Below are 17,233 nucleotides of genomic sequence, written 5' to 3'. Positions count from 1 at the left end.
ACGCAGGCTTCGACCGTCGGTCGAGAGGATCGGTTTCCTCCGCGGCAGGCATGGCGGGGGATCATAGCAACGAGGCATGTCGAATTTTAGCGATAACAGCGCTGGAGGCTGAACGCTGAACGAAAAACAGATGCGATCAATCGTCCCGCTTTCAGCCTTCAGCGCTCTTGCTCGAAGCTGCTATCGAAAGGAGGCTTGTAAAACGAATATGACCTTCTGCCCGGCGCCGCTGGGCGTGGCGCGGCATGACGGCTATAATCAACAACTTTTTCCAACTGCCAGACCTGAGTTGCCATGACCGAGTCCGTGCTTGACTACATGACCCGCCTGGGGCGCGCTGCCCGCGAGGCTTCGCGCGTGCTCGCGCGGGCCAGTACCGCGCAGAAGAACCGTGCCCTGCAGGCGGCTGCCGAGGCGCTGGATGCCGCCCGCGCCGAGCTGGTGGCGGCCAACGAACTGGATCTGGCCGCCGGCCGCGACAATGGCCTGGAGCCGGCCATGCTCGATCGCCTGGCGCTGACGCCGAAGGTGATCGACAGCATGATCGAGGGCCTGCGCCAGGTGGCCACGCTGCCGGATCCGATTGGCGAGATCCAGGGCATGCGTTACCTGCCGTCCGGCATTCAGGTCGGCAAGATGCGCGTGCCGCTGGGCGTGATCGGCATCATCTACGAGTCGCGGCCGAACGTGACCATCGATGCCGCCAGCCTGTGCCTGAAATCGGGCAACGCCACCATCCTGCGCGGTGGCTCCGAGGCGATCCATTCCAACCAGGCCATCGCCCGCTGCATCCAGGCCGGCCTGGCCGAGGCCGGTTTACCGGCCAGTGCGGTGCAGGTCGTGGAGACCACCGATCGTGCCGCGGTCGGCGCGCTGATCACCCTGCCCGAGTTCGTCGACGTGATCGTGCCGCGCGGCGGCAAGGGCCTGATCGAGCGCATCAGCCGCGAGGCCAAGGTGCCGGTGATCAAGCACCTCGACGGGGTCTGCCACGTGTATGTCGATGTGGCGGCCGATATCGACAAGGCCATCCGCGTTTGCGACAACGCCAAGACCCAGCGTTACTCGCCGTGCAACACCATGGAAACCCTGCTGGTGCACGCCGCCATCGCCGCGCGCGTGCTGCCGCCGCTGGCCGCCATCTACCGCGACAAGGGCGTCGAGCTGCGCGGCGACGGGCAGACCCGGGCGCTGCTGGGCGGCGACGTGCTGGAGGCGAGCGAGGACGACTGGTACGCCGAGTACAACGCCCCGATCCTGGCGATCCGCGTGGTCGATTCCCTGGACGCCGCCATCGAGCACATCAATACCTACGGTTCGCAGCACACCGACGCGATCGTCACCGAGAACTTCAGCGATGCCCGGCGCTTCCTCACCGAGGTGGACTCCAGCTCGGTGATGGTCAACGCCTCGACGCGTTTCGCCGACGGTTTCGAGTACGGCCTGGGCGCGGAGATCGGCATTTCCACCGACAAGCTGCATGCGCGTGGCCCGGTCGGCCTGGATGGCCTGACCAGCGAGAAGTACGTGGTGTTCGGCGACGGTCACGTACGCACTTGATGGCAAACCCCAAGCGCATCGGCCTGTTCGGCGGCACCTTCGATCCGGTGCACATCGGCCATTTGCGCGGCGCCCTGGAAGTGGCGGAGTTCATGGGGCTGGACGAGTTGCGGCTGATCCCCAGCGCGCGGCCGCCGCACCGCGAAACGCCGCTGGTCGGTGCGCTCGATCGCCTGGCCATGGTCGAGCAGGCGGTCGTCGACCTGCCGCCGTTGCAGGTCGACGATCGCGAGCTGCAGCGCGAAAAACCGTCCTACAGCATCGACACCCTGGAGTCGTTGCGGGCGGAGCTGGCGGCGCACGATCAGCTGTTTCTGATTCTGGGCTGGGATGCCTTTTGCGGTCTGCCGGGCTGGCACCGTTGGGACGAGCTGCTGCAGCACTGCCATATCCTGGTGCTGCAGCGTCCCGATGCCGACAGCGAGGCGAGCGAGGAGCTGCGCAACCTGCTGGCGGCCCGTAGCGCCAGCGACCCGCTGGCGCTGAACGGGCCGGGCGGGCAGATTTCTTTCATCTGGCAGACGCCGCTGGCGGTGTCTGCCACCCAGATCCGTTCGCTGCTGGCGAACGGCAGGTCGGTGCGCTTTCTGGTGCCCGACGCGGTGCTGGCCTATATCAATGCCCACGGACTGTACCGTGGGTGAACCGGACACGAGGCAAACGAGTTACTTATGAAGAACCAAGACATGCTCAGCGAAGACCTGGTCAAACTGACCATCGCGGCACTGGAAGAGATCAAGGCGCAGGACATCACCACCATCGATGTGCGGGAAAAGACCAGCATCACCGATTTCATGGTGATCGCCAGCGGTACCTCGAGCCGCCACGTCAAATCGCTGGTCGATAACGTGCTGGAAAAGGTCAAGGAGCAGGGCGTGCGGCCGATCGGCAGCGAAGGCCTGGACAGCGGCGAGTGGGCGCTGCTCGACCTGGGCGACATCGTCGTGCACGTCATGCTGCCGACCGCGCGTCAGTTCTACGACCTCGAGCGCCTGTGGCAGGGCGCCGAGCAGAGCCGCGCGCAGCAAGGCAGCGAGCGCGAGTAAGGGCTTGCCGCGGTGCGTATCAAATTGATCGCGGTCGGTTCGCGCATGCCGCGCTGGGTCGAGGATGGCTGGCAGGAGTATGCCAAGCGCATGCCCGCGGAGCTGTCCCTGGAACTGCTGGAAATCCCGCTGACCACGCGTGGCAAGAATGCCGACGTGGCACGGATGATCCGTCAGGAGGGCGAGGCCATGCTGGCCAAGGTGCAGCCGGGGGAACGCATCGTCACCCTGGAAGTCGAAGGGCGACCCTGGAGCACCGAGCAACTGGCGGTCGAACTGGACAAGTGGCGCCTGGATGCGCGTACCGTCAACCTCATGGTCGGTGGCCCGGAAGGGCTGGCGCCGGAGGTCCAGGCGCGCAGCGAGCAGCGCTGGTCGCTGTCGCCGCTGACCTTGCCGCATCCGCTGGTGCGGATACTGGTCGGCGAGCAGCTCTATCGTGCCTGGACGGTATTGTCCGGCCACCCTTATCACAAATAGCCAGCAGTCGCCGATGCCCCAGCCGATCCGCCTCAAAGACCACGAAAAGGACGCGCGCCTGATCCGCAAGCGTGCGCTGGTCGGTGGGCTGTTCTTTCTGCTGCTGACCGGCCTGCTGGTGGCGCGCATGTACTACCTGCAGGTGGTGCAGTACGACTATCACTCGACCCTGGCCGAGAACAACCGCATCCATGTGCAGCCGATTCCGCCGAACCGCGGGCTGATCTACGACCGCAACGGGGTGATCATCGCCGATAACCGGCCCAGCTTCAGCCTGACCCTGACCCGCGAGCGCGCCGGCGACTGGGAACAGGTGCTGGACGTGATCGTCGAAGTGCTGCAACTGAGCGCCGACGAGCGGGAACTGTTCGAGAAGCGCGTGCGCCAGGGGCGGCGGCCGTTCGAGCCGGTGCCGGTGCTGTTCGAGCTGAGCGAGGAGCAGATCGCCCGCATCGCCATCAATCAGTTCCGCCTGCCCGGGGTCGAGGTGGTCGCGCAACTGGTGCGTCATTACCCGCAGCGCGAGCACTTCGCCCATTCGGTCGGCTACGTCGGGCGCATCAACGAGAAGGAGCTCAAGGAGCTCGATCCGGTGGAGTACAGCGGCACCCACCATATCGGCAAGACCGGCATCGAACGCTTCTACGAGGACCAGCTGCACGGCAAGGTCGGTTACGAAGAAGTCGAGACCAACGCCCGCGGCCGCGTATTGCGCGTGCTCAACCGCACCGACCCGGTACCCGGCAAGGACATCGTGCTGACCCTGGACGTACGCCTGCAGGAAGCGGCCGAAGCCGCCCTGGGCGGCCGCCGCGGCGCCATCGTGGCGATCCAGCCGTCGACCGGCGAAGTGCTGGCCATGGTCAGCCAGCCCAGCTTCGACCCCAACCCGTTCGTCACCGGCATCAGCTTCAAGGCCTACGCCGACCTGCGTGACTCCATCGACCGGCCGTTGTACAACCGGGTGTTGCGCGGCCTGTACCCGCCCGGCTCGACCATCAAGCCGATGGTGGCGGTGGCCGGGCTGGACGCCGGGGTGGTCACGCCGAGCTCGCGGGTGTTCGACCCCGGCTTCTACCAGTTGGCCAACCACAGCCACAAGTACCGCAACTGGAACCGCAGCGGCGATGGCTGGGTGGACCTCAACCTGGCGATCATGCGTTCCAACGACACCTATTTTTACGACCTGGCGCACAAGCTCGGCATCGACCGCCTGCACGACTACATGAGCCGTTTCGGCCTCGGTCAGCGCGTGTCGCTGGACATGTTCGAGGAAACCGCCGGCCTGATGCCTTCGCGCGACTGGAAACGCGCCCGTTACCGGCAGCCCTGGTACCCCGGGGAAACCCTGATCCTGGGCATCGGCCAGGGCTACATGCAGACCACGCCGCTGCAACTGGCCCAGGCCACGGCGCTGGTGGCCAGCCGCGGCAAGTGGATCCGTCCGCACCTGGCCAAGACCGTCGACGGACGGCTGCCCCATGACAGCGACCCGATACCCGATATCGTGTTGCGCGATCCCAAGGCCTGGGATTACGCGCGCCTCGGCATGGAACAGGTGATGCACGGCGCCCGCGGCACGGCGCGCAAGGTGGGCGACAGTGCCGCCTACCGCATCGCCGGCAAGAGCGGGACCGCGCAGGTGGTGGCGATCAAGCAGGGCGAGAAGTACGACCGCAACAAGGTGCAGGAACGCCATCGCGACCACGCCCTGTTCGTCGGCTTCGCCCCGGCGGAGAATCCGCAGATCGTGGTGGCGGTGATGGTCGAGAACGGCGAGTCGGGCTCCGGCGTCGGGGCGCCGGTGGTCAAGCAGGTGATGGACGCCTGGCTGCTCGACGAGAACGGCCAGCTCAAGGCCGAGTACGCGACCCCGAGCGCGAACGCGCCCCTCAACGCAGAGGTCAAGCTCCCATGAGCATGAGCAGCAGTTTCGACCGTACGCTGTCCAACGAAGACGTGCTGCGCCGCCGTTCCAGCCTGCTGCAGCGCCTGCACATCGACGGCATCCTGCTGTTGCTGCTGTTGCTGCTGGCCACCGGCAGCCTGTTCATCCTCTATTCGGCCAGCGGCAAGAACCTCGACCTGCTGATGAAGCAGGCCACCTCGTTCGGCATCGGCCTGGTGGCCATGCTGGTCATCGCCCAGTTCGAACCGCGCTTCATGGCGCGCTGGGTGCCCCTGGGCTACCTGTGCGGGGTCGGCTTGCTGGTGGTGGTCGACGTCATGGGCCACAACGCCATGGGCGCCACGCGCTGGATCAACATTCCCGGGGTGATCCGCTTCCAGCCGTCGGAATTCATGAAGATCCTGATGCCGGCCACGCTGGCCTGGTACCTGGCCAAGCGCAGCCTGCCGCCGAACCTCAAGCACGTCTGCGTCAGCCTCGGCCTGATCGTCACGCCCTTCGTGCTGATCCTGCTGCAGCCGGATCTGGGCACCTCGATGCTGATCCTCGCCTCCGGCGGCTTCGTGCTGTTCATCGCCGGCCTGCAATGGCGCTGGATCGCCGGCGCCGTGGCGGCCGTGGTGCCGATCGCGGTGGGCATGTGGCTGTTCGTCATGCACGATTACCAGAAGCGCCGCGTACTGACCTTCCTCAACCCCGAGAGCGATCCGCTGGGCAGCGGCTGGAACATCATCCAGTCCAAGGCCGCGATCGGCTCCGGCGGCGTGCTGGGCAAGGGCTGGCTGCTCGGCACCCAGTCGCACCTGGACTTTTTGCCGGAAAGCCACACGGACTTTATCATCGCCGTGCTCGCCGAAGAGTTCGGCCTGGTGGGTGTCTGTCTGTTGCTACTTTTGTACATCCTGTTGATTGCACGCGGTCTGGTGATTACCGTGCAAGCGCAGACACTGTTCGGTAAGCTCCTCGCCGGTGGCTTGACCATGACCTTCTTCGTCTATGTCTTCATCAATATCGGCATGGTCAGCGGTCTATTGCCGGTAGTGGGGGTTCCACTGCCGTTTATCAGTTATGGCGGCACGTCGTTGATCACGTTGTTGTCGGGGTTCGGAATTCTGATGTCCATCCACACACACCGTAAGTGGATCGCTCAGGCTTGATTGGGGTTAGGTATTCAATGCACACACTGCGTGGCTGGGCTGCACGGCATGCACACTGGCTGGCTCTGGCCGGCCTGCTCGGAGCGGCACAACCTGTGGTCGCCGGCGCTTACGAGAACTCGCCGTCGGTGAACGCGTTCATCGACGAAATGACCCGCGACTACGGTTTCGCCAGCGAGCAGCTGACGACCCTGTTCGCCGGCGTCGAACGCAAGCAGGCGATTCTCGATGCCATCTCGCGGCCCGCCGAGCGGGTCAAGCCGTGGAAGGAATACCGGCCGATCTTCATCACCGATGCGCGCATCAAAAACGGCGTGGCGTTCTGGAACCAGCACGCCGAGGCCCTGGCCCGCGCCGAGCAGGAATATGGCGTGCCGGCCGAGATCATCGTCGCCATCATCGGCGTGGAAACCTCCTACGGCGGCAATACCGGCAACTACCGGGTGGTCGATGCGCTGTCCACCCTGGCCTTCGACTACCCGCCGCGGGCGCCGTTCTTCCGCAAGGAGCTGCGCGAGTTCCTCATGCTGGCGCGCGAGGAGCAGGTCGATCCAGCCAGCCTGAAAGGTTCCTATGCCGGCGCCATGGGCCTGCCACAGTTCATGCCGAGCAGTTTTCGCGCCTACGCCGTGGATTTCGACGGCGACGGCCACATCAACATCTGGAGCAACCCGGTGGACGCCATCGGCAGTGTCGCCAGCTACTTCAAGCGCCATAAATGGCAGCCGGGGCAGCCGGTGGCCAGCCGGGCCTCGGTCAAGGGCGAGCAGGCCGAGCAGGGCCTGAGCAGCGGTCTGGATCCGGAGAAGAACGTCGGCGAGCTGCGCCGCCTGGGCTGGTCGAGCGCCGATGCGTTGAGCGATGATCTGCCGGTGACGGCCTTCCGCCTCGAGGGCGCCGAAGGCGCCGAGTATTGGCTGGGTCTGCCCAACTTCTACGTCATCACCCGCTACAATCGCAGCGTGATGTATGCCATGGCGGTCAATCAATTGTCCGAATTGCTGGTTCAAGCCCGAGGTGCCAATCAATGACCGGCCTGCCGTTCAAACTGGCCGCTTGCGGCGTCGTCGCGCTGCTGCTGGCGAGTTGCTCCTCCAGCCGCGCGCCCACCACCACCAGCGCGCCGACGCCGTCCGGCGGCTCGATCTCCGGGCCTGCCGACTTCAACCGTCCGCACAAGGATGGCGCGCCCTGGTGGGACGTCGACGTGTCGAAGATCCAGGACGCCATTCCCATGCCCCATTACGGGCCGGTCAAGGCCAGTCCCTACGTGGTGTTCGGCAAGCAGTACTACCCGATCAGCGATGCCCGCCGCTACAAGGCGGTGGGCCCGGCGTCCTGGTACGGCACCAAGTTCCATGGCCAGGCCACGGCCAACGGCGAAGCCTACGACCTGTATGGCATGACCGCCGCGCACAAGACCCTGCCGCTGCCCAGCTACGTGCGCGTGACCAACCTGGAGAACGGCAAGAGCGTGATCCTGCGGGTCAACGACCGCGGGCCGTTCTACTCCGACCGCATCATCGACCTGTCCTTCGCCGCGGCGAAGAAGCTCGGTTATGCCGAGCGCGGCACCGCCCAGGTCCGGGTCGAGGGCATCGACCCGACGGAGTGGTGGGCGCAGCAGGGGCGCCCGGTGCCCATGGTGCTGAGCCAGCCGCAGATGGCCAAGGCGCAGCCGGCGCCGGTGGCCCAGCCGCAGGCGCAGCCGGTCGGCGCGCCGCTCGAGCAGTATTCGCCGCCGCCCCAGCAGCACGCGGCCGCCACCGTGCCGGTGCAGATCGACTCAAAAAAAAACGATTCAGCCGCAGCCTCTGGCCTGTATCTCCAAGTGGGAGCCTTCGCCAATCCCGACGCTGCGGAGCTGCTCAAGGCCAAGTTGAGCGAGTCGGTGAATGCGCCGGTGTTCATCAACTCAGTGGTGCGCAACCAGCAGATACTGCACCGCGTACGGCTGGGGCCGATCAGCAGCCAGGGCGAGGCTGACCGAGTGCGTGACAGCATTCGCCTGGCCAACCTGGGACAACCGACCCTGGTCAAGGCGGACTGAGAGGGGAGGCGGGCGTGACGCCTGCCCGGCAACTTATCGGTCGGCCGCCTGACTAAGCAGTGGCGTCATCCGCCTGTCGAGCGGATGACGATCACACCTACACATGCCCGCAAGGGCCTGTTCGACCATCAGCGACTTCGAGAGACGGATGAATATCACCAGCTTTGCGCAACGCCTTTTCCTGTCACTTCTGCTGCTCGGCGCTTCCGCCGCCTGGGCCGATCAGACGGTGGTTCCGGCACCGCCGCAGCTGGCGGCCAAGTCCTATGTTCTGATGGACGCCGCCAGCGGCAGCATCCTGGTCGAGAACAATGGCGACCAGCGCCTGCCCCCGGCCAGCCTGACCAAGTTGATGACCGCCTACATCGCCACCCTGGAGATTCGCAACGGCAAGATCGGCGAGCAGGACATGGTGACCATCAGCGAGCATGCCTGGCGCACCGGTGGCGCGGCCTCGGGCGGTTCCACCATGTTCCTGCCGCTGAACAGCCAGGCCTCCGTGGACGACCTGCTGCACGGCATCATCATCCAGTCCGGCAACGACGCCAGCATCGCCATCGCCGAGCATATCGCCGGCAGTGAAGATGCCTTCGCCGATATGATGAACGCCACCGCCGAGCGCCTGGGCATGAAGAACAGCCACTTCATGAACTCCACCGGCCTGCCGCATCCGGAGCACTACTCCACCGCCCACGACATGGCGATCCTGGCGCGCGCGATCATCGACGAGGACGCCGAGCACTACGCCATCTACTCGCAGAAGGAATTTCTCTGGAACAACATCAAGCAGCCCAACCGCAATCTGCTGCTGTGGCGTGATCGCACGGTCGACGGCCTCAAGACCGGCCACACCCAGGAAGCGGGCTACTGCCTGGTCGCCTCCGCCGTGCGCGATGGCGCGCGCATGATCACTTCCGTATTCGGCACCGACAGCGAACAGGCCCGCGCGGCCGAAACCCAGAAGCTGCTGACCTACGGCTTCCGTTTCTTCGAGACCCGCACCTTCTACCAGAAAGGCACCGAACTGGCCCAGGCGCCGGTCTGGCAGGGCGTCGCGCGCCAGGTCAAGGCCGGTCTGGCCAAGGACCTGACCCTGACCCTGCCCAAGGGCCAACTGGAGAAACTGCAGGCCAGCATGAGCCTCGACCCGCAGATCGTCGCACCGGTCAATCAGGGTGACGTGATCGGCAAGGTCGAGGTGAAGATGGGCGATCAGGTGGTGCACAGCGCCGATCTGGTCGCCCTGGAAGCCGTCGAGGAAGGTGGTTTCTTCCGCCGCCTGTGGGATAGCATTCGTCTGTTCTTCTACGGATTGTTCAACTGAGAACCCGTCCATGATTTGCTGCGCGTCGGCCCTGCTGCGTTGAAAACAAGCTGGATCGCCAGCCCGGTCGGAAGGCCGCTTGCGGCTAACGCACTTTAAGTGCGGCCCCGAAGGGGCGAGCGAAGCGAGTTATGCTCATTTACAGCACGTAAACTCGAATGCGAGCCCAGTCCGCTTCCTCGCTTGTTTTTGTGGGGCCGCCTAGGCCTTGCATGGCTCTAGCTCGCAATATCATGAACAGGTTCTAATCTGGTTTTAAATCATGGACGTCCTCGACCTGAGGGCGTCTTGCATTGGACAGGCGAAAAGCCTGCAGTAACCGCCATGACCGATACCGACGTTCAAGCCCCGAAAATCGAATTCCCCTGTGAGCGCTATCCGATCAAGGTGATCGGCGAAGCCGGCGACGGCTTCGCCGACCTGGTGGTCGAGGTGATTCAGCGCCATGCGCCCGATCTCGACACCACCACCCTGGTGGCGCGCGACAGCCGCAATGGCCGCTTCCTCTCCGTACAGGTGCTGATCACGGCCACCGGCGTCGAGCAGTTGCAGGCGATTCACGTCGACCTGCGTGCCACCGGTCGTGTGCACATGGTGCTGTAGTGGCCTCGGCCGAACTCATCGTGCGCCATCTCGGGGTGGTGGACTACCTGCCGACCCTGGAGGCGATGCGGCGTCTCACCGCCGAGCGCGACGAACGGAGCGCCGACGAAATCTGGCTGCTGCAACACCCCGGCGTGTTCACCCAGGGGCAGGCCGGCAAGCCCGAGCACCTGCTGGCGCCTGGAGACATTCCGGTGGTGCAGGTCGAGCGTGGCGGGCAGGTCACCTACCACGGCCCCGGCCAACTGGTCGCCTACCTGATGCTGGATCTGCGCCGCCTGGGGCTGGGCGTGCGTGAGCTGGTCACGGCGATGGAGCGGAGCCTGGTCGATGTCCTGGCCGCTCATGGCGTCGAGGCGGCGCCCAGGGCGGATGCCCCCGGGGTGTACGTCAATGGCGAGAAGATCGCCTCGCTGGGGCTGCGGGTTCGCCATGGCTGCTCGTTCCACGGCCTGGCGCTCAACGTGGACATGGACATGTCGCCATTCCGGCGCATCAATCCCTGTGGTTATGCCGGGTTGCAAATGGTGCAACTGAGGGACCTGCTCGAGACGCCGCCGCGTTTCGACGAAGTGGCGCAGTGCCTCGAGCAGGCCCTGCGCCAGCGGCTGGGCTATAGCCCGGTCATGGGATGACGGCAAGCGAGTGTAGCAACCGTCCCGGGTATCGCTGCGCTCCACCCAGGCTACATATCAGGCAATGAATGCCAATCCCGGATCAGCCGAAGGTGTAATGGGGTGTCAATTCAGGTTCAGCGCCGGGATCAGGTTCTCGGCGACGCTCTGCCCCGGAACCGCGACCGGTGCCGCCAGGCCCAGGTTGTTCTTCTCGAACACGCGATCGGCCCGGTAGCTGGAGCGCACCAGGGGGCCGGCGGCGACCTCCATGAAGCCCTTCTGCAGGCCGATCTCGCGGTAACGGTTGAATTCCTCGGGACTCACCCAGCGCTTGACCGGCAGGTGATGGCGGGTCGGCTGCAGGTACTGGCCGAGGGTGACGATGTCCACGCCGATGGCGCGCAGTTCGTCCAGGGTTTCGAAGATTTCCTCGTCGCTCTCGCCCAGGCCGACCATCAGGCTGGTCTTGGTGATCACTTGCGGGCGGTGGCGCTTGGCATGTTCCAGCACCCGCAGGGTCTTCTCGTAGCCGGCGCGCGGGTCGCGCACGACATGGGTCAGGCGCTTCACCGTCTCGACGTTCTGGGCGAACACCTCCAGGCCGGAATCGACCACGCGCTCGATGGCCTGCAGGTCGCCATCGAAGTCGGGGGTCAGGGCTTCCACGACCACCTGCGGCGTACGCGCCTTGATGGCCTGGACACAGGCGGCGTAGTGCGCGGCACCGCCATCGGCCAGGTCGTCGCGATCCACCGAGGTCAGGACGATGTAGCGCAGCGCCATCAGCTCGACCGACTTGGCGGTATTCTCCGGCTCTTCCCGATCCAGCCAGCCGTTCGGGTTGCCCGTGTCCACGGCGCAGAAACGGCAGGCGCGGGTGCACACCGAGCCCATCAGCATGATGGTGGCCGTGCCATTGGACCAGCACTCGCCGATGTTCGGGCAGTGCGATTCCTGGCAAACGGTACTCAGGCGGTGCTCGCCGACATTGCGCTTGACGGCTTCGAAGCGGCTACCGCTGGGCGCTTTCACCCGCAGCCAGCTGGGCTTGGGTTCGAATACCTGGGGTTCGGCCGAGGCCCGGCGCTTCTGGCCGTCCTTGATGGCGGTGATACCCTGAGCCGTGCGGAATTTTTCGCCACTGGCAACGGGTTTGGGCGAGGCGGTATCGGACATCGAAAATCTGGACTCCGGTAGGAGGGGCTTCGTTGGCGAGGAGCTTGTGGCCGCCCGGCAGTGTATCACAGGCGGTTTCAGGCGGCAGGCTTCAGGCAACGTACGATGCTGGACAGGCATCGGGCCTGAGCCCTCACGCTTTGCAGCTTGCAGCTTGCAGCTTCAGAGCGAATAACGGCTCAGCTCGCGAGCGATCAGCAGGCGCTGGATTTCGCTGGAGCCCTCGTAGATCTGGGTGATGCGCGCATCCCGGTAATAGCGCTCCACCGGATAATCCTCCAGATAGCCGTAACCGCCATGGATCTGTATGGCCTTGGAGCAGACCCGCTCGGCCATTTCCGAGGCGAACAGCTTGGCCTGGGAGGCCTCGGACAGGCACGCCTGGCCCGCGCTGCGCAGGCGCGCGGCGTGCAGGATCAGCAGGCGTGCGGCACTGATCTGCGTATGCATGTCGGCGAGCAGGTTGGCGATGCTCTGGTGCTCGCCGATGGGCTTGCCGAACTGGCTGCGTTCGCGCGAGTAGCCCAGGGCGGCCTCGAAGGCGGCGCGGGCGATGCCCAGGGCCTGGGCGGCGATGCCGATGCGCCCGCCCTCGAGGTTGGACAGGGCGATGGACAGCCCCTTGCCGCGCTCGCCGAGCAGGTTGCGGGCATCGATGCGGCAGTCGTCGAGGCTGATGGCGCAGGTGTCGGAGGCGCGGATGCCCATCTTGTGCTCGCTGCGCTCGACGTTGAAGCCGCGGGTGGCGGTCGGCACGAGGAAGGCCGATAGCCCGCGCTTGCCCAGCTCCGGGTCGGTCACGGCGAAGACGATGGCCAGGCCGGCGCGGCGCCCGTTGCTGACGAATTGCTTGGCGCCGTTGAGCACCCATTGCTCGCCATGCAGCTCGGCGCGGGTGCGCAGGTTGTGGGCTTCGGAGCCGGCCTGGGGTTCGCTCAGGCAGAAGCAGGCGATGGTCTGGCCGCTGGCCAGCGCCGGTAACCAGGCGTCTTTCTGGGCCTGGCTGCCATACTTGAGCAGTGGCCCGCAGCCTACCGAGTTATGCACGCTCATCAGGGTGCCGGTGGCCGCATCGGCGGCGGAAATCTCCTCGACCGCCAGGGCGTAGGCCACGTAGTCGATGTAGCTGCCGCCCCATTGTTCCGGCACCAGCATGCCCAGCAGACCCAATTCGCCCATCTGCGCCACCACGGCGTCGTCGATCCAGCAGGCTTTCTCCCAGGCTCGGGCGTGGGGGGCGATCTCGCGGCGGGCGAAGTCCCGTGCGCTGTCGCGGATCATGCGTTGTTCTTCGCTCAGTTCGATGTCGTTCATGGCGACCTCCGTGTTGTTATTGAACGGTGCTGGCGTAGCCGGTTGTGCCTAGCCGCCGCACCGCCGGCAGGGTTGCCGGTGAGGCACCGCCCGGTCGGCGCGGATCGCGGCTGACGGGCTGTCCTGACAGCGTTGCTCACTGCGCGGACAATGGCAACTGGCAGGCGGATTCCCGCCCGGCGCGGGCGCCGTGCGATGGGCGCAGGAGAAAGGCGGCGGCCGGGGTCGGCCGCCGTTCGCGTCAGGGCTGCTGGCGCAGCTGGTTGAGCAGATTGCTGTCCGGGTAGCCATCGGCGGGCCAGCCCAGGTGCAACTGGAAGGCCCGGATCGCCTTGCGCGTATTGGCGCCGATGATGCCGTCGGCGTGGCCGGAGTCGAAGCCGCGGGCGCTCAGGCGTTCCTGCAGCTCGACGCGCTCGCTGCGGCCCAGTTGCCGGTCGCCCTCTGGCCAGGCCGCCTGCACGGTGCCACCACCACGCAGGCCATCGGACAGCAGACCGATCGCCAGGGCGTAGGAGGTCGAGTTGTTGTAGCGCAGGATGCTGCGGAAATTGCTCAGCAGCAGGAACGCCGGGCCGCGATGGCCGGCCGGCAACAGCAGCGTCGCGCTGGCATCGCCGCGGGCATGGGCGGGCAACGGGTTCATCGGTTGCACGCCCAGCGCCTGCCATTCGCTCAGGCTGCGGCGTACTTCCGGGTCGGCGAGGGCGTAGTCGAAGTTCTGCGGCAGGCGGACCTCGAAGCCCCAGGGCTGGCGCAATTGCCAGTTGGCGCTCTGCAGGTAGTGGGCCGCCGAGGCCAGCGCATCGCCGGAGGAGGTCCATACATCACGCTTGCCGTCACCGTCGAAGTCCACGGCGTGTTCGTTGTAGGTGGTGGGCATGAACTGGGTCTGGCCCATGGCGCCGGCCCAGGAGCCGACCAGGCTTTCCGGGGCGATATCGCCATGCTGGAGAATCTGCAGCACGGCCAGCAACTGGCTGCGCCAGAAGGCCTGGCGGCGTCCCTCGTAGGCCAGGGTGGCGAGGGAGCGAACCACGTTGTGGCTGCCGATGTTGCTGCCAAAGTTGCTTTCCAGGCCCCAGATGGCCACCAGCACTTCGGCATCGACGCCGTAGCGCTGTTCGATCTGGCCCAGCAGGGTGCGGTTCTGCGCCAGCAGAATGCGTCCGCGCGCGATGCGGCTGGGCGATACGGCGCCCTTGAGGTATTCCCATACCGGCCGGGTGAACTCCGGCTGGCTGCTGTCGGCCGCCAGTACGTCCGGGTTGGGCACGACGCCGACGAAGGCGCGGTCGAACAGGGTCGGGCTGATACCGGCGGCGAGGGCGTCGCTGCGCAGCAGGTCGCGCCAGTCTTCGAAACTCAGTCGCTGGGGTGCTGGCTGGGCGGCCGGGGCGCTTGCCGGGGCGGAGGTCTGCGCGGCGCTCGGGGTGGCCAGAGGCTGGGCGGGGGCTTCTGCGCAGGCCGTCAGCAAGAGCAGGAAGCTGGCCGTGGCGGTGAAGGGCAGGCCACGAGTGAACAGGTTGGGCATGGTGGTCTCAACACGTTTTGCAGGCGTCCACCTTAGCATGGATGAGGCCCTGTGCGGGCTGAGCGAGGTTTTTCAGGCCAGCGGCAAGAGAGAATGGCCGGAACAAACGCCAGCGTTGTTCTATCCCTCTGCCTTCGCGAGGGAGGCGGGAGCGGAGGATGGCAGGTGCGCCAAGCCCATAAAAAATGGCCGGGAGCTATTTTAACGTCGCTTGCGACGGCCCGAAGGGTGGCCGCCAGGGCTATGGCAGGCCATAAAAAAAGCCTCCCAGTTTTGCTGGGAGGCTTGGCGGCGGTAGCTGCCTTTTCCTTTGCCGGGCCGCTCCTGGCGACAGCGGAAGAGGGGTTGGGCGGCGATGGATTTGGCCTTGTTCGGGCGTGCTGCTTTCTTGCTCATGGCGTGTCCTCGGTCTGCGCTCGCACCCCGGCGAGCGGGGTGGATCATGCGCCGCTGTACAGAAAATGTCCAGATGCCGCACCAGGAGCTGCAGCGCCAGACGGTTTGCCGCGAAGACCGCGGCGGATCATTCGCCCAGGGGCAGGCGCTGACCGGCCATCATCAGGGCCAGGCGCGCCAGGCTGTTCCAGGGGTCGCCGGGCGCCTGGCCCTTGACCTGGGCATCGATGCGCTGGGCATCGATCAGCAACTGCTTCCAGCGCGTTGCCGAGTGACGCTGCAGGGCCTTGCTGACCAGGGGGCGGCGCTTGTCCCACACCGGGGGGCGGGCGGAGGCGAAGGCCTTTTCCAGAGGGATGCCCTGGCTGTACTGATGGGAAATATTGGCCAGCTGGCGCAGTTCACGGGCCAGCATGGCGACGATGAACAGCGCTTCCTGGCCTTCGCCGCGCAGGCCCTGGAGCATGCGCAGGGCGTGCCCGGCGTCGCCGCTGAGGATGGCTTCGATCAGGCCGAAGACGTCGTAGCGGGCGCTGTCGGCCACCGCGGCCTGCACGGTGCCGGCGTCGATCTGCGCACCATCGGCCAGCAGCTTGAGCTTCTCGATTTCCTGGGCGGCGGCCAGCAGGTTGCCCTCCACGCGGGCGGCGATCAACTCCACGGCTTCCTGGGTGGCGTTCATGCCGGCCTGGGACAGGCGCTGGCGGATCCATTGCGGCAACTGGTTGGCGTCCACCGGCCAGATCTGCACGAACTGACAGTGCGGGCCGTCGATCAGCGCCTTGGCCCATTTGCTTTTCTGCGTGCTGCCGTCGAGCTTGGGCAGGCTGATCAGCAGCAGGGTGTCTTCCGGCGGCCGGCCGAGGTATTCGATGATGGCCGCGGCGCCCTTGTCGCCCGGCTTGCCATTGCCGATGCGCAGTTCGATGACGCGCTTTTCGGCGAATAGCGACAGGCTCGCGCCGGCCTCGTAGAGCAGGCCCCAGTCGAAATTGGCTTCGGCATGGAACACTTCGCGCTCGCTGAAACCCTGGGCACGGCTGGCGCCGCGGATGGCGTCGGCGGCTTCCTGGCACAGCAGCGGTTCGTCGCCACACACGACGTAGACGGGCGCCAGCGGGCCTTGCAGGTGTTTGCCGAGTTGGGCGGGGGCGAGTTTCATGCGTTTCTAACCTGAGAGGCCGAAGGAGCGCCCCATCCGTCTTGGAGCCTGTTCACGATTTCGACGAGCCTTCACATGCAGTGGCAGCAAAGCGGCGGAAGCGGTCGTAGGGTGGATGACGCTTTTTTCATCCACCATTGTGATCGCGTGGTGGTGGACGGATGAAGCGCCGTCCACCCTACGACTGAACCTGAGGGGCCAAAGCTTCAAGCCGCAAGCTACAAGAGAGAAGCTGGAGCGCTGCGGATCGCTCCCAGCTTGTAGCTGCTTACTGCACCGGCAGTTCGATGGGTGATTGCTGCGGCTGCGCGGCCTCGCGCTGGCGCGCGGCTTCGAGGGCGTCGGCTTCGGCCTTGGCCTTGGCTTCGGCGGTCTGTTGCAGGGCATCGAGCTGATCCGGGGTGATCAACTGCAGGCGCTGGGCCAGTTGCTGCACCAGGTCGCGGCGCATTTCCGTGCTCAGCTGTGCGGACTCTTGATCGTTGCTGACCAGGTTGTTGGCGTCCTGCACGTAGTAGGTCTGCACTTCGAGCTGGTTGCGCATCAGGACCAGGTCCTTGGCCCCGCGGATCTCGTAGTCGAGGGTCAGGGTGCGCTCGTATTCGGCGCTGCGCGCGGCACTGGTGTAGCTGGCGGTGCGCTGCCTTTCCTGCTCGTTGGCCAGGTACAGCTTGTAGGCGGCGCCCGGGTAGACGCGCACGCCATTGCTCTCCAGCACGTCGCGCACCTCGCGGACGGTAGCGCCGTAGGCGTTGCGCGCGCTGACATCCAGCTCGCTCAGGGCGAACTGGACGTCGCCGGTGCCGCGCAGTTGGAAGCCGCATGCGCCGAGCAGGCCAGCCAGGCCGATTACCAACAGATTGCGCTTGATCATCTCGTTATCCTCTTGTCCTGCCGGTTCCGCT

The 17,233-nt window shown here is 65.8% G+C and carries 16 protein-coding genes and 1 pseudogene; 11 read left to right on the top strand and 6 right to left on the bottom strand.

Features of this window, described 5'->3' with window-relative positions; all coding sequences use genetic code 11:
* The first annotated feature begins 294 nt into the window (after positions 1–294).
* From DNK34_RS03365 to lipB, 11 genes are all read left to right on the top strand, one after another.
* A complete protein-coding gene (locus DNK34_RS03365) occupies positions 295–1,560 on the top strand; it encodes a glutamate-5-semialdehyde dehydrogenase (protein WP_131174926.1) in 1,266 nt (421 codons plus the stop codon).
* Entirely contained in the window at positions 1,560–2,204 is a 645-nt protein-coding gene (nadD, locus tag DNK34_RS03360; protein ID WP_131174925.1) for a nicotinate-nucleotide adenylyltransferase, read from the top strand. Before DNK34_RS03365 ends, nadD begins: the two co-directional genes overlap by 1 nt.
* 42 nt (positions 2,205–2,246) lie before the next feature.
* Positions 2,247–2,606, top strand: a complete 360-nt coding sequence (rsfS, locus tag DNK34_RS03355; RefSeq protein ID WP_131175061.1) for a ribosome silencing factor — start codon at positions 2,247–2,249, stop codon at positions 2,604–2,606.
* Positions 2,607–2,618: 12 nt separating this feature from the next.
* Positions 2,619–3,086, top strand: a complete 468-nt coding sequence (gene rlmH / locus DNK34_RS03350; protein WP_131174924.1) for a 23S rRNA (pseudouridine(1915)-N(3))-methyltransferase RlmH — start codon at positions 2,619–2,621, stop codon at positions 3,084–3,086.
* 13 nt (positions 3,087–3,099) lie between these two features.
* Positions 3,100–5,004: a penicillin-binding protein 2 gene (gene mrdA / locus DNK34_RS03345; RefSeq protein ID WP_131174923.1), complete on the top strand. Its 1,905-nt coding sequence runs from the start codon at positions 3,100–3,102 to the stop codon at positions 5,002–5,004.
* 2 nt (positions 5,005–5,006) lie between these two features.
* Positions 5,007–6,152 carry a rod shape-determining protein RodA gene (rodA, locus tag DNK34_RS03340; protein ID WP_131175060.1) on the top strand — a complete coding sequence of 382 codons (1,146 nt, stop codon included), beginning with the start codon at positions 5,007–5,009 and terminating at the stop codon, positions 6,150–6,152.
* Positions 6,153–6,169: 17 nt separating this feature from the next.
* Positions 6,170–7,183 (top strand): lytic murein transglycosylase B, encoded by a 1,014-nt coding sequence (mltB, locus tag DNK34_RS03335; RefSeq protein WP_131174922.1) that lies wholly within the window; start codon positions 6,170–6,172, stop codon positions 7,181–7,183.
* Positions 7,180–8,202, top strand: a complete 1,023-nt coding sequence (locus DNK34_RS03330; protein ID WP_131174921.1) for a septal ring lytic transglycosylase RlpA family protein — start codon at positions 7,180–7,182, stop codon at positions 8,200–8,202. The genes mltB and DNK34_RS03330 overlap by 4 nt, the downstream gene beginning before the upstream one ends.
* Before the next feature lie 148 nt (positions 8,203–8,350).
* Positions 8,351–9,526 (top strand): D-alanyl-D-alanine carboxypeptidase family protein, encoded by a 1,176-nt coding sequence (locus DNK34_RS03325; RefSeq protein ID WP_131174920.1) that lies wholly within the window; start codon positions 8,351–8,353, stop codon positions 9,524–9,526.
* 324 nt (positions 9,527–9,850) lie between these two features.
* Positions 9,851–10,129 (top strand): DUF493 domain-containing protein, encoded by a 279-nt coding sequence (locus DNK34_RS03320; RefSeq protein WP_131174919.1) that lies wholly within the window; start codon positions 9,851–9,853, stop codon positions 10,127–10,129.
* Positions 10,129–10,764, top strand: a complete 636-nt coding sequence (lipB, locus tag DNK34_RS03315; RefSeq protein WP_131174918.1) for a lipoyl(octanoyl) transferase LipB — start codon at positions 10,129–10,131, stop codon at positions 10,762–10,764. Before DNK34_RS03320 ends, lipB begins: the two co-directional genes overlap by 1 nt.
* Positions 10,765–10,869: 105 nt before the next feature.
* Here lipB and lipA read toward each other — a convergent pair whose 3' ends face one another.
* The 6 genes and pseudogenes from lipA to DNK34_RS03285 form a co-directional block, all read right to left on the bottom strand.
* Complete coding sequence (gene lipA / locus DNK34_RS03310; protein WP_131174917.1) at positions 10,870–11,922, bottom strand: lipoyl synthase; 1,053 nt, start codon at positions 11,920–11,922, stop codon at positions 10,870–10,872.
* 162 nt (positions 11,923–12,084) lie between these two features.
* On the bottom strand, positions 12,085–13,236 hold the full coding sequence (locus DNK34_RS03305; protein ID WP_131174916.1) for an acyl-CoA dehydrogenase family protein: 1,152 nt from the start codon (positions 13,234–13,236) through the stop codon (positions 12,085–12,087).
* A gap of 241 nt (positions 13,237–13,477) precedes the next feature.
* Positions 13,478–14,770, bottom strand: a complete 1,293-nt coding sequence (locus DNK34_RS03300; RefSeq protein ID WP_131199523.1) for a lytic murein transglycosylase — start codon at positions 14,768–14,770, stop codon at positions 13,478–13,480.
* 249 nt (positions 14,771–15,019) lie between these two features.
* Positions 15,020–15,166: pseudogene (gene arfA, locus DNK34_RS03295) on the bottom strand (alternative ribosome rescue factor ArfA); the annotation flags it as partial.
* A 127-nt stretch (positions 15,167–15,293) separates the two neighbouring features.
* On the bottom strand, positions 15,294–16,328 hold the full coding sequence (gene holA / locus DNK34_RS03290; protein WP_131176808.1) for a DNA polymerase III subunit delta: 1,035 nt from the start codon (positions 16,326–16,328) through the stop codon (positions 15,294–15,296).
* Between the two features lie 268 nt (positions 16,329–16,596).
* Positions 16,597–17,202, bottom strand: a complete 606-nt coding sequence (locus DNK34_RS03285; RefSeq protein WP_131176807.1) for an LPS-assembly lipoprotein LptE — start codon at positions 17,200–17,202, stop codon at positions 16,597–16,599.
* Between the last annotated feature and the right edge of the window lie 31 nt (positions 17,203–17,233).

The organism is Phytopseudomonas dryadis, from assembly GCF_004327355.1.
Classification (GTDB): Bacteria; Pseudomonadota; Gammaproteobacteria; order Pseudomonadales; family Pseudomonadaceae; genus Aquipseudomonas; species Aquipseudomonas dryadis.
Note: the sequence above shows the minus strand (reverse complement) of the source record. Positions and strands in the feature narration are given on the sequence as shown.

Bases quoted from the DNA above. Each gene is read 5' to 3' on its own strand.
- holA (WP_131176808.1), bottom strand. From the start codon at position 16,328: ATGAAACTCGCCCCCGCCCAACTCGGCAAACACCTGCAAGGCCCGCTG.
- nadD (WP_131174925.1), top strand. From the start codon at position 1,560: ATGGCAAACCCCAAGCGCATCGGCCTGTTCGGCGGCACCTTCGATCCG.
- rodA (WP_131175060.1), top strand. From the start codon at position 5,007: ATGAGCAGCAGTTTCGACCGTACGCTGTCCAACGAAGACGTGCTGCGC.
- mltB (WP_131174922.1), top strand. From the start codon at position 6,170: ATGCACACACTGCGTGGCTGGGCTGCACGGCATGCACACTGGCTGGCT.
- DNK34_RS03365 (WP_131174926.1), top strand. From the start codon at position 295: ATGACCGAGTCCGTGCTTGACTACATGACCCGCCTGGGGCGCGCTGCC.
- DNK34_RS03320 (WP_131174919.1), top strand. From the start codon at position 9,851: ATGACCGATACCGACGTTCAAGCCCCGAAAATCGAATTCCCCTGTGAG.
- DNK34_RS03285 (WP_131176807.1), bottom strand. From the start codon at position 17,202: ATGATCAAGCGCAATCTGTTGGTAATCGGCCTGGCTGGCCTGCTCGGC.
- DNK34_RS03330 (WP_131174921.1), top strand. From the start codon at position 7,180: ATGACCGGCCTGCCGTTCAAACTGGCCGCTTGCGGCGTCGTCGCGCTG.
- DNK34_RS03305 (WP_131174916.1), bottom strand. From the start codon at position 13,236: ATGAACGACATCGAACTGAGCGAAGAACAACGCATGATCCGCGACAGC.
- mrdA (WP_131174923.1), top strand. From the start codon at position 3,100: ATGCCCCAGCCGATCCGCCTCAAAGACCACGAAAAGGACGCGCGCCTG.
- lipA (WP_131174917.1), bottom strand. From the start codon at position 11,922: ATGTCCGATACCGCCTCGCCCAAACCCGTTGCCAGTGGCGAAAAATTC.
- DNK34_RS03325 (WP_131174920.1), top strand. From the start codon at position 8,351: ATGAATATCACCAGCTTTGCGCAACGCCTTTTCCTGTCACTTCTGCTG.
- DNK34_RS03300 (WP_131199523.1), bottom strand. From the start codon at position 14,770: ATGCCCAACCTGTTCACTCGTGGCCTGCCCTTCACCGCCACGGCCAGC.
- rsfS (WP_131175061.1), top strand. From the start codon at position 2,247: ATGCTCAGCGAAGACCTGGTCAAACTGACCATCGCGGCACTGGAAGAG.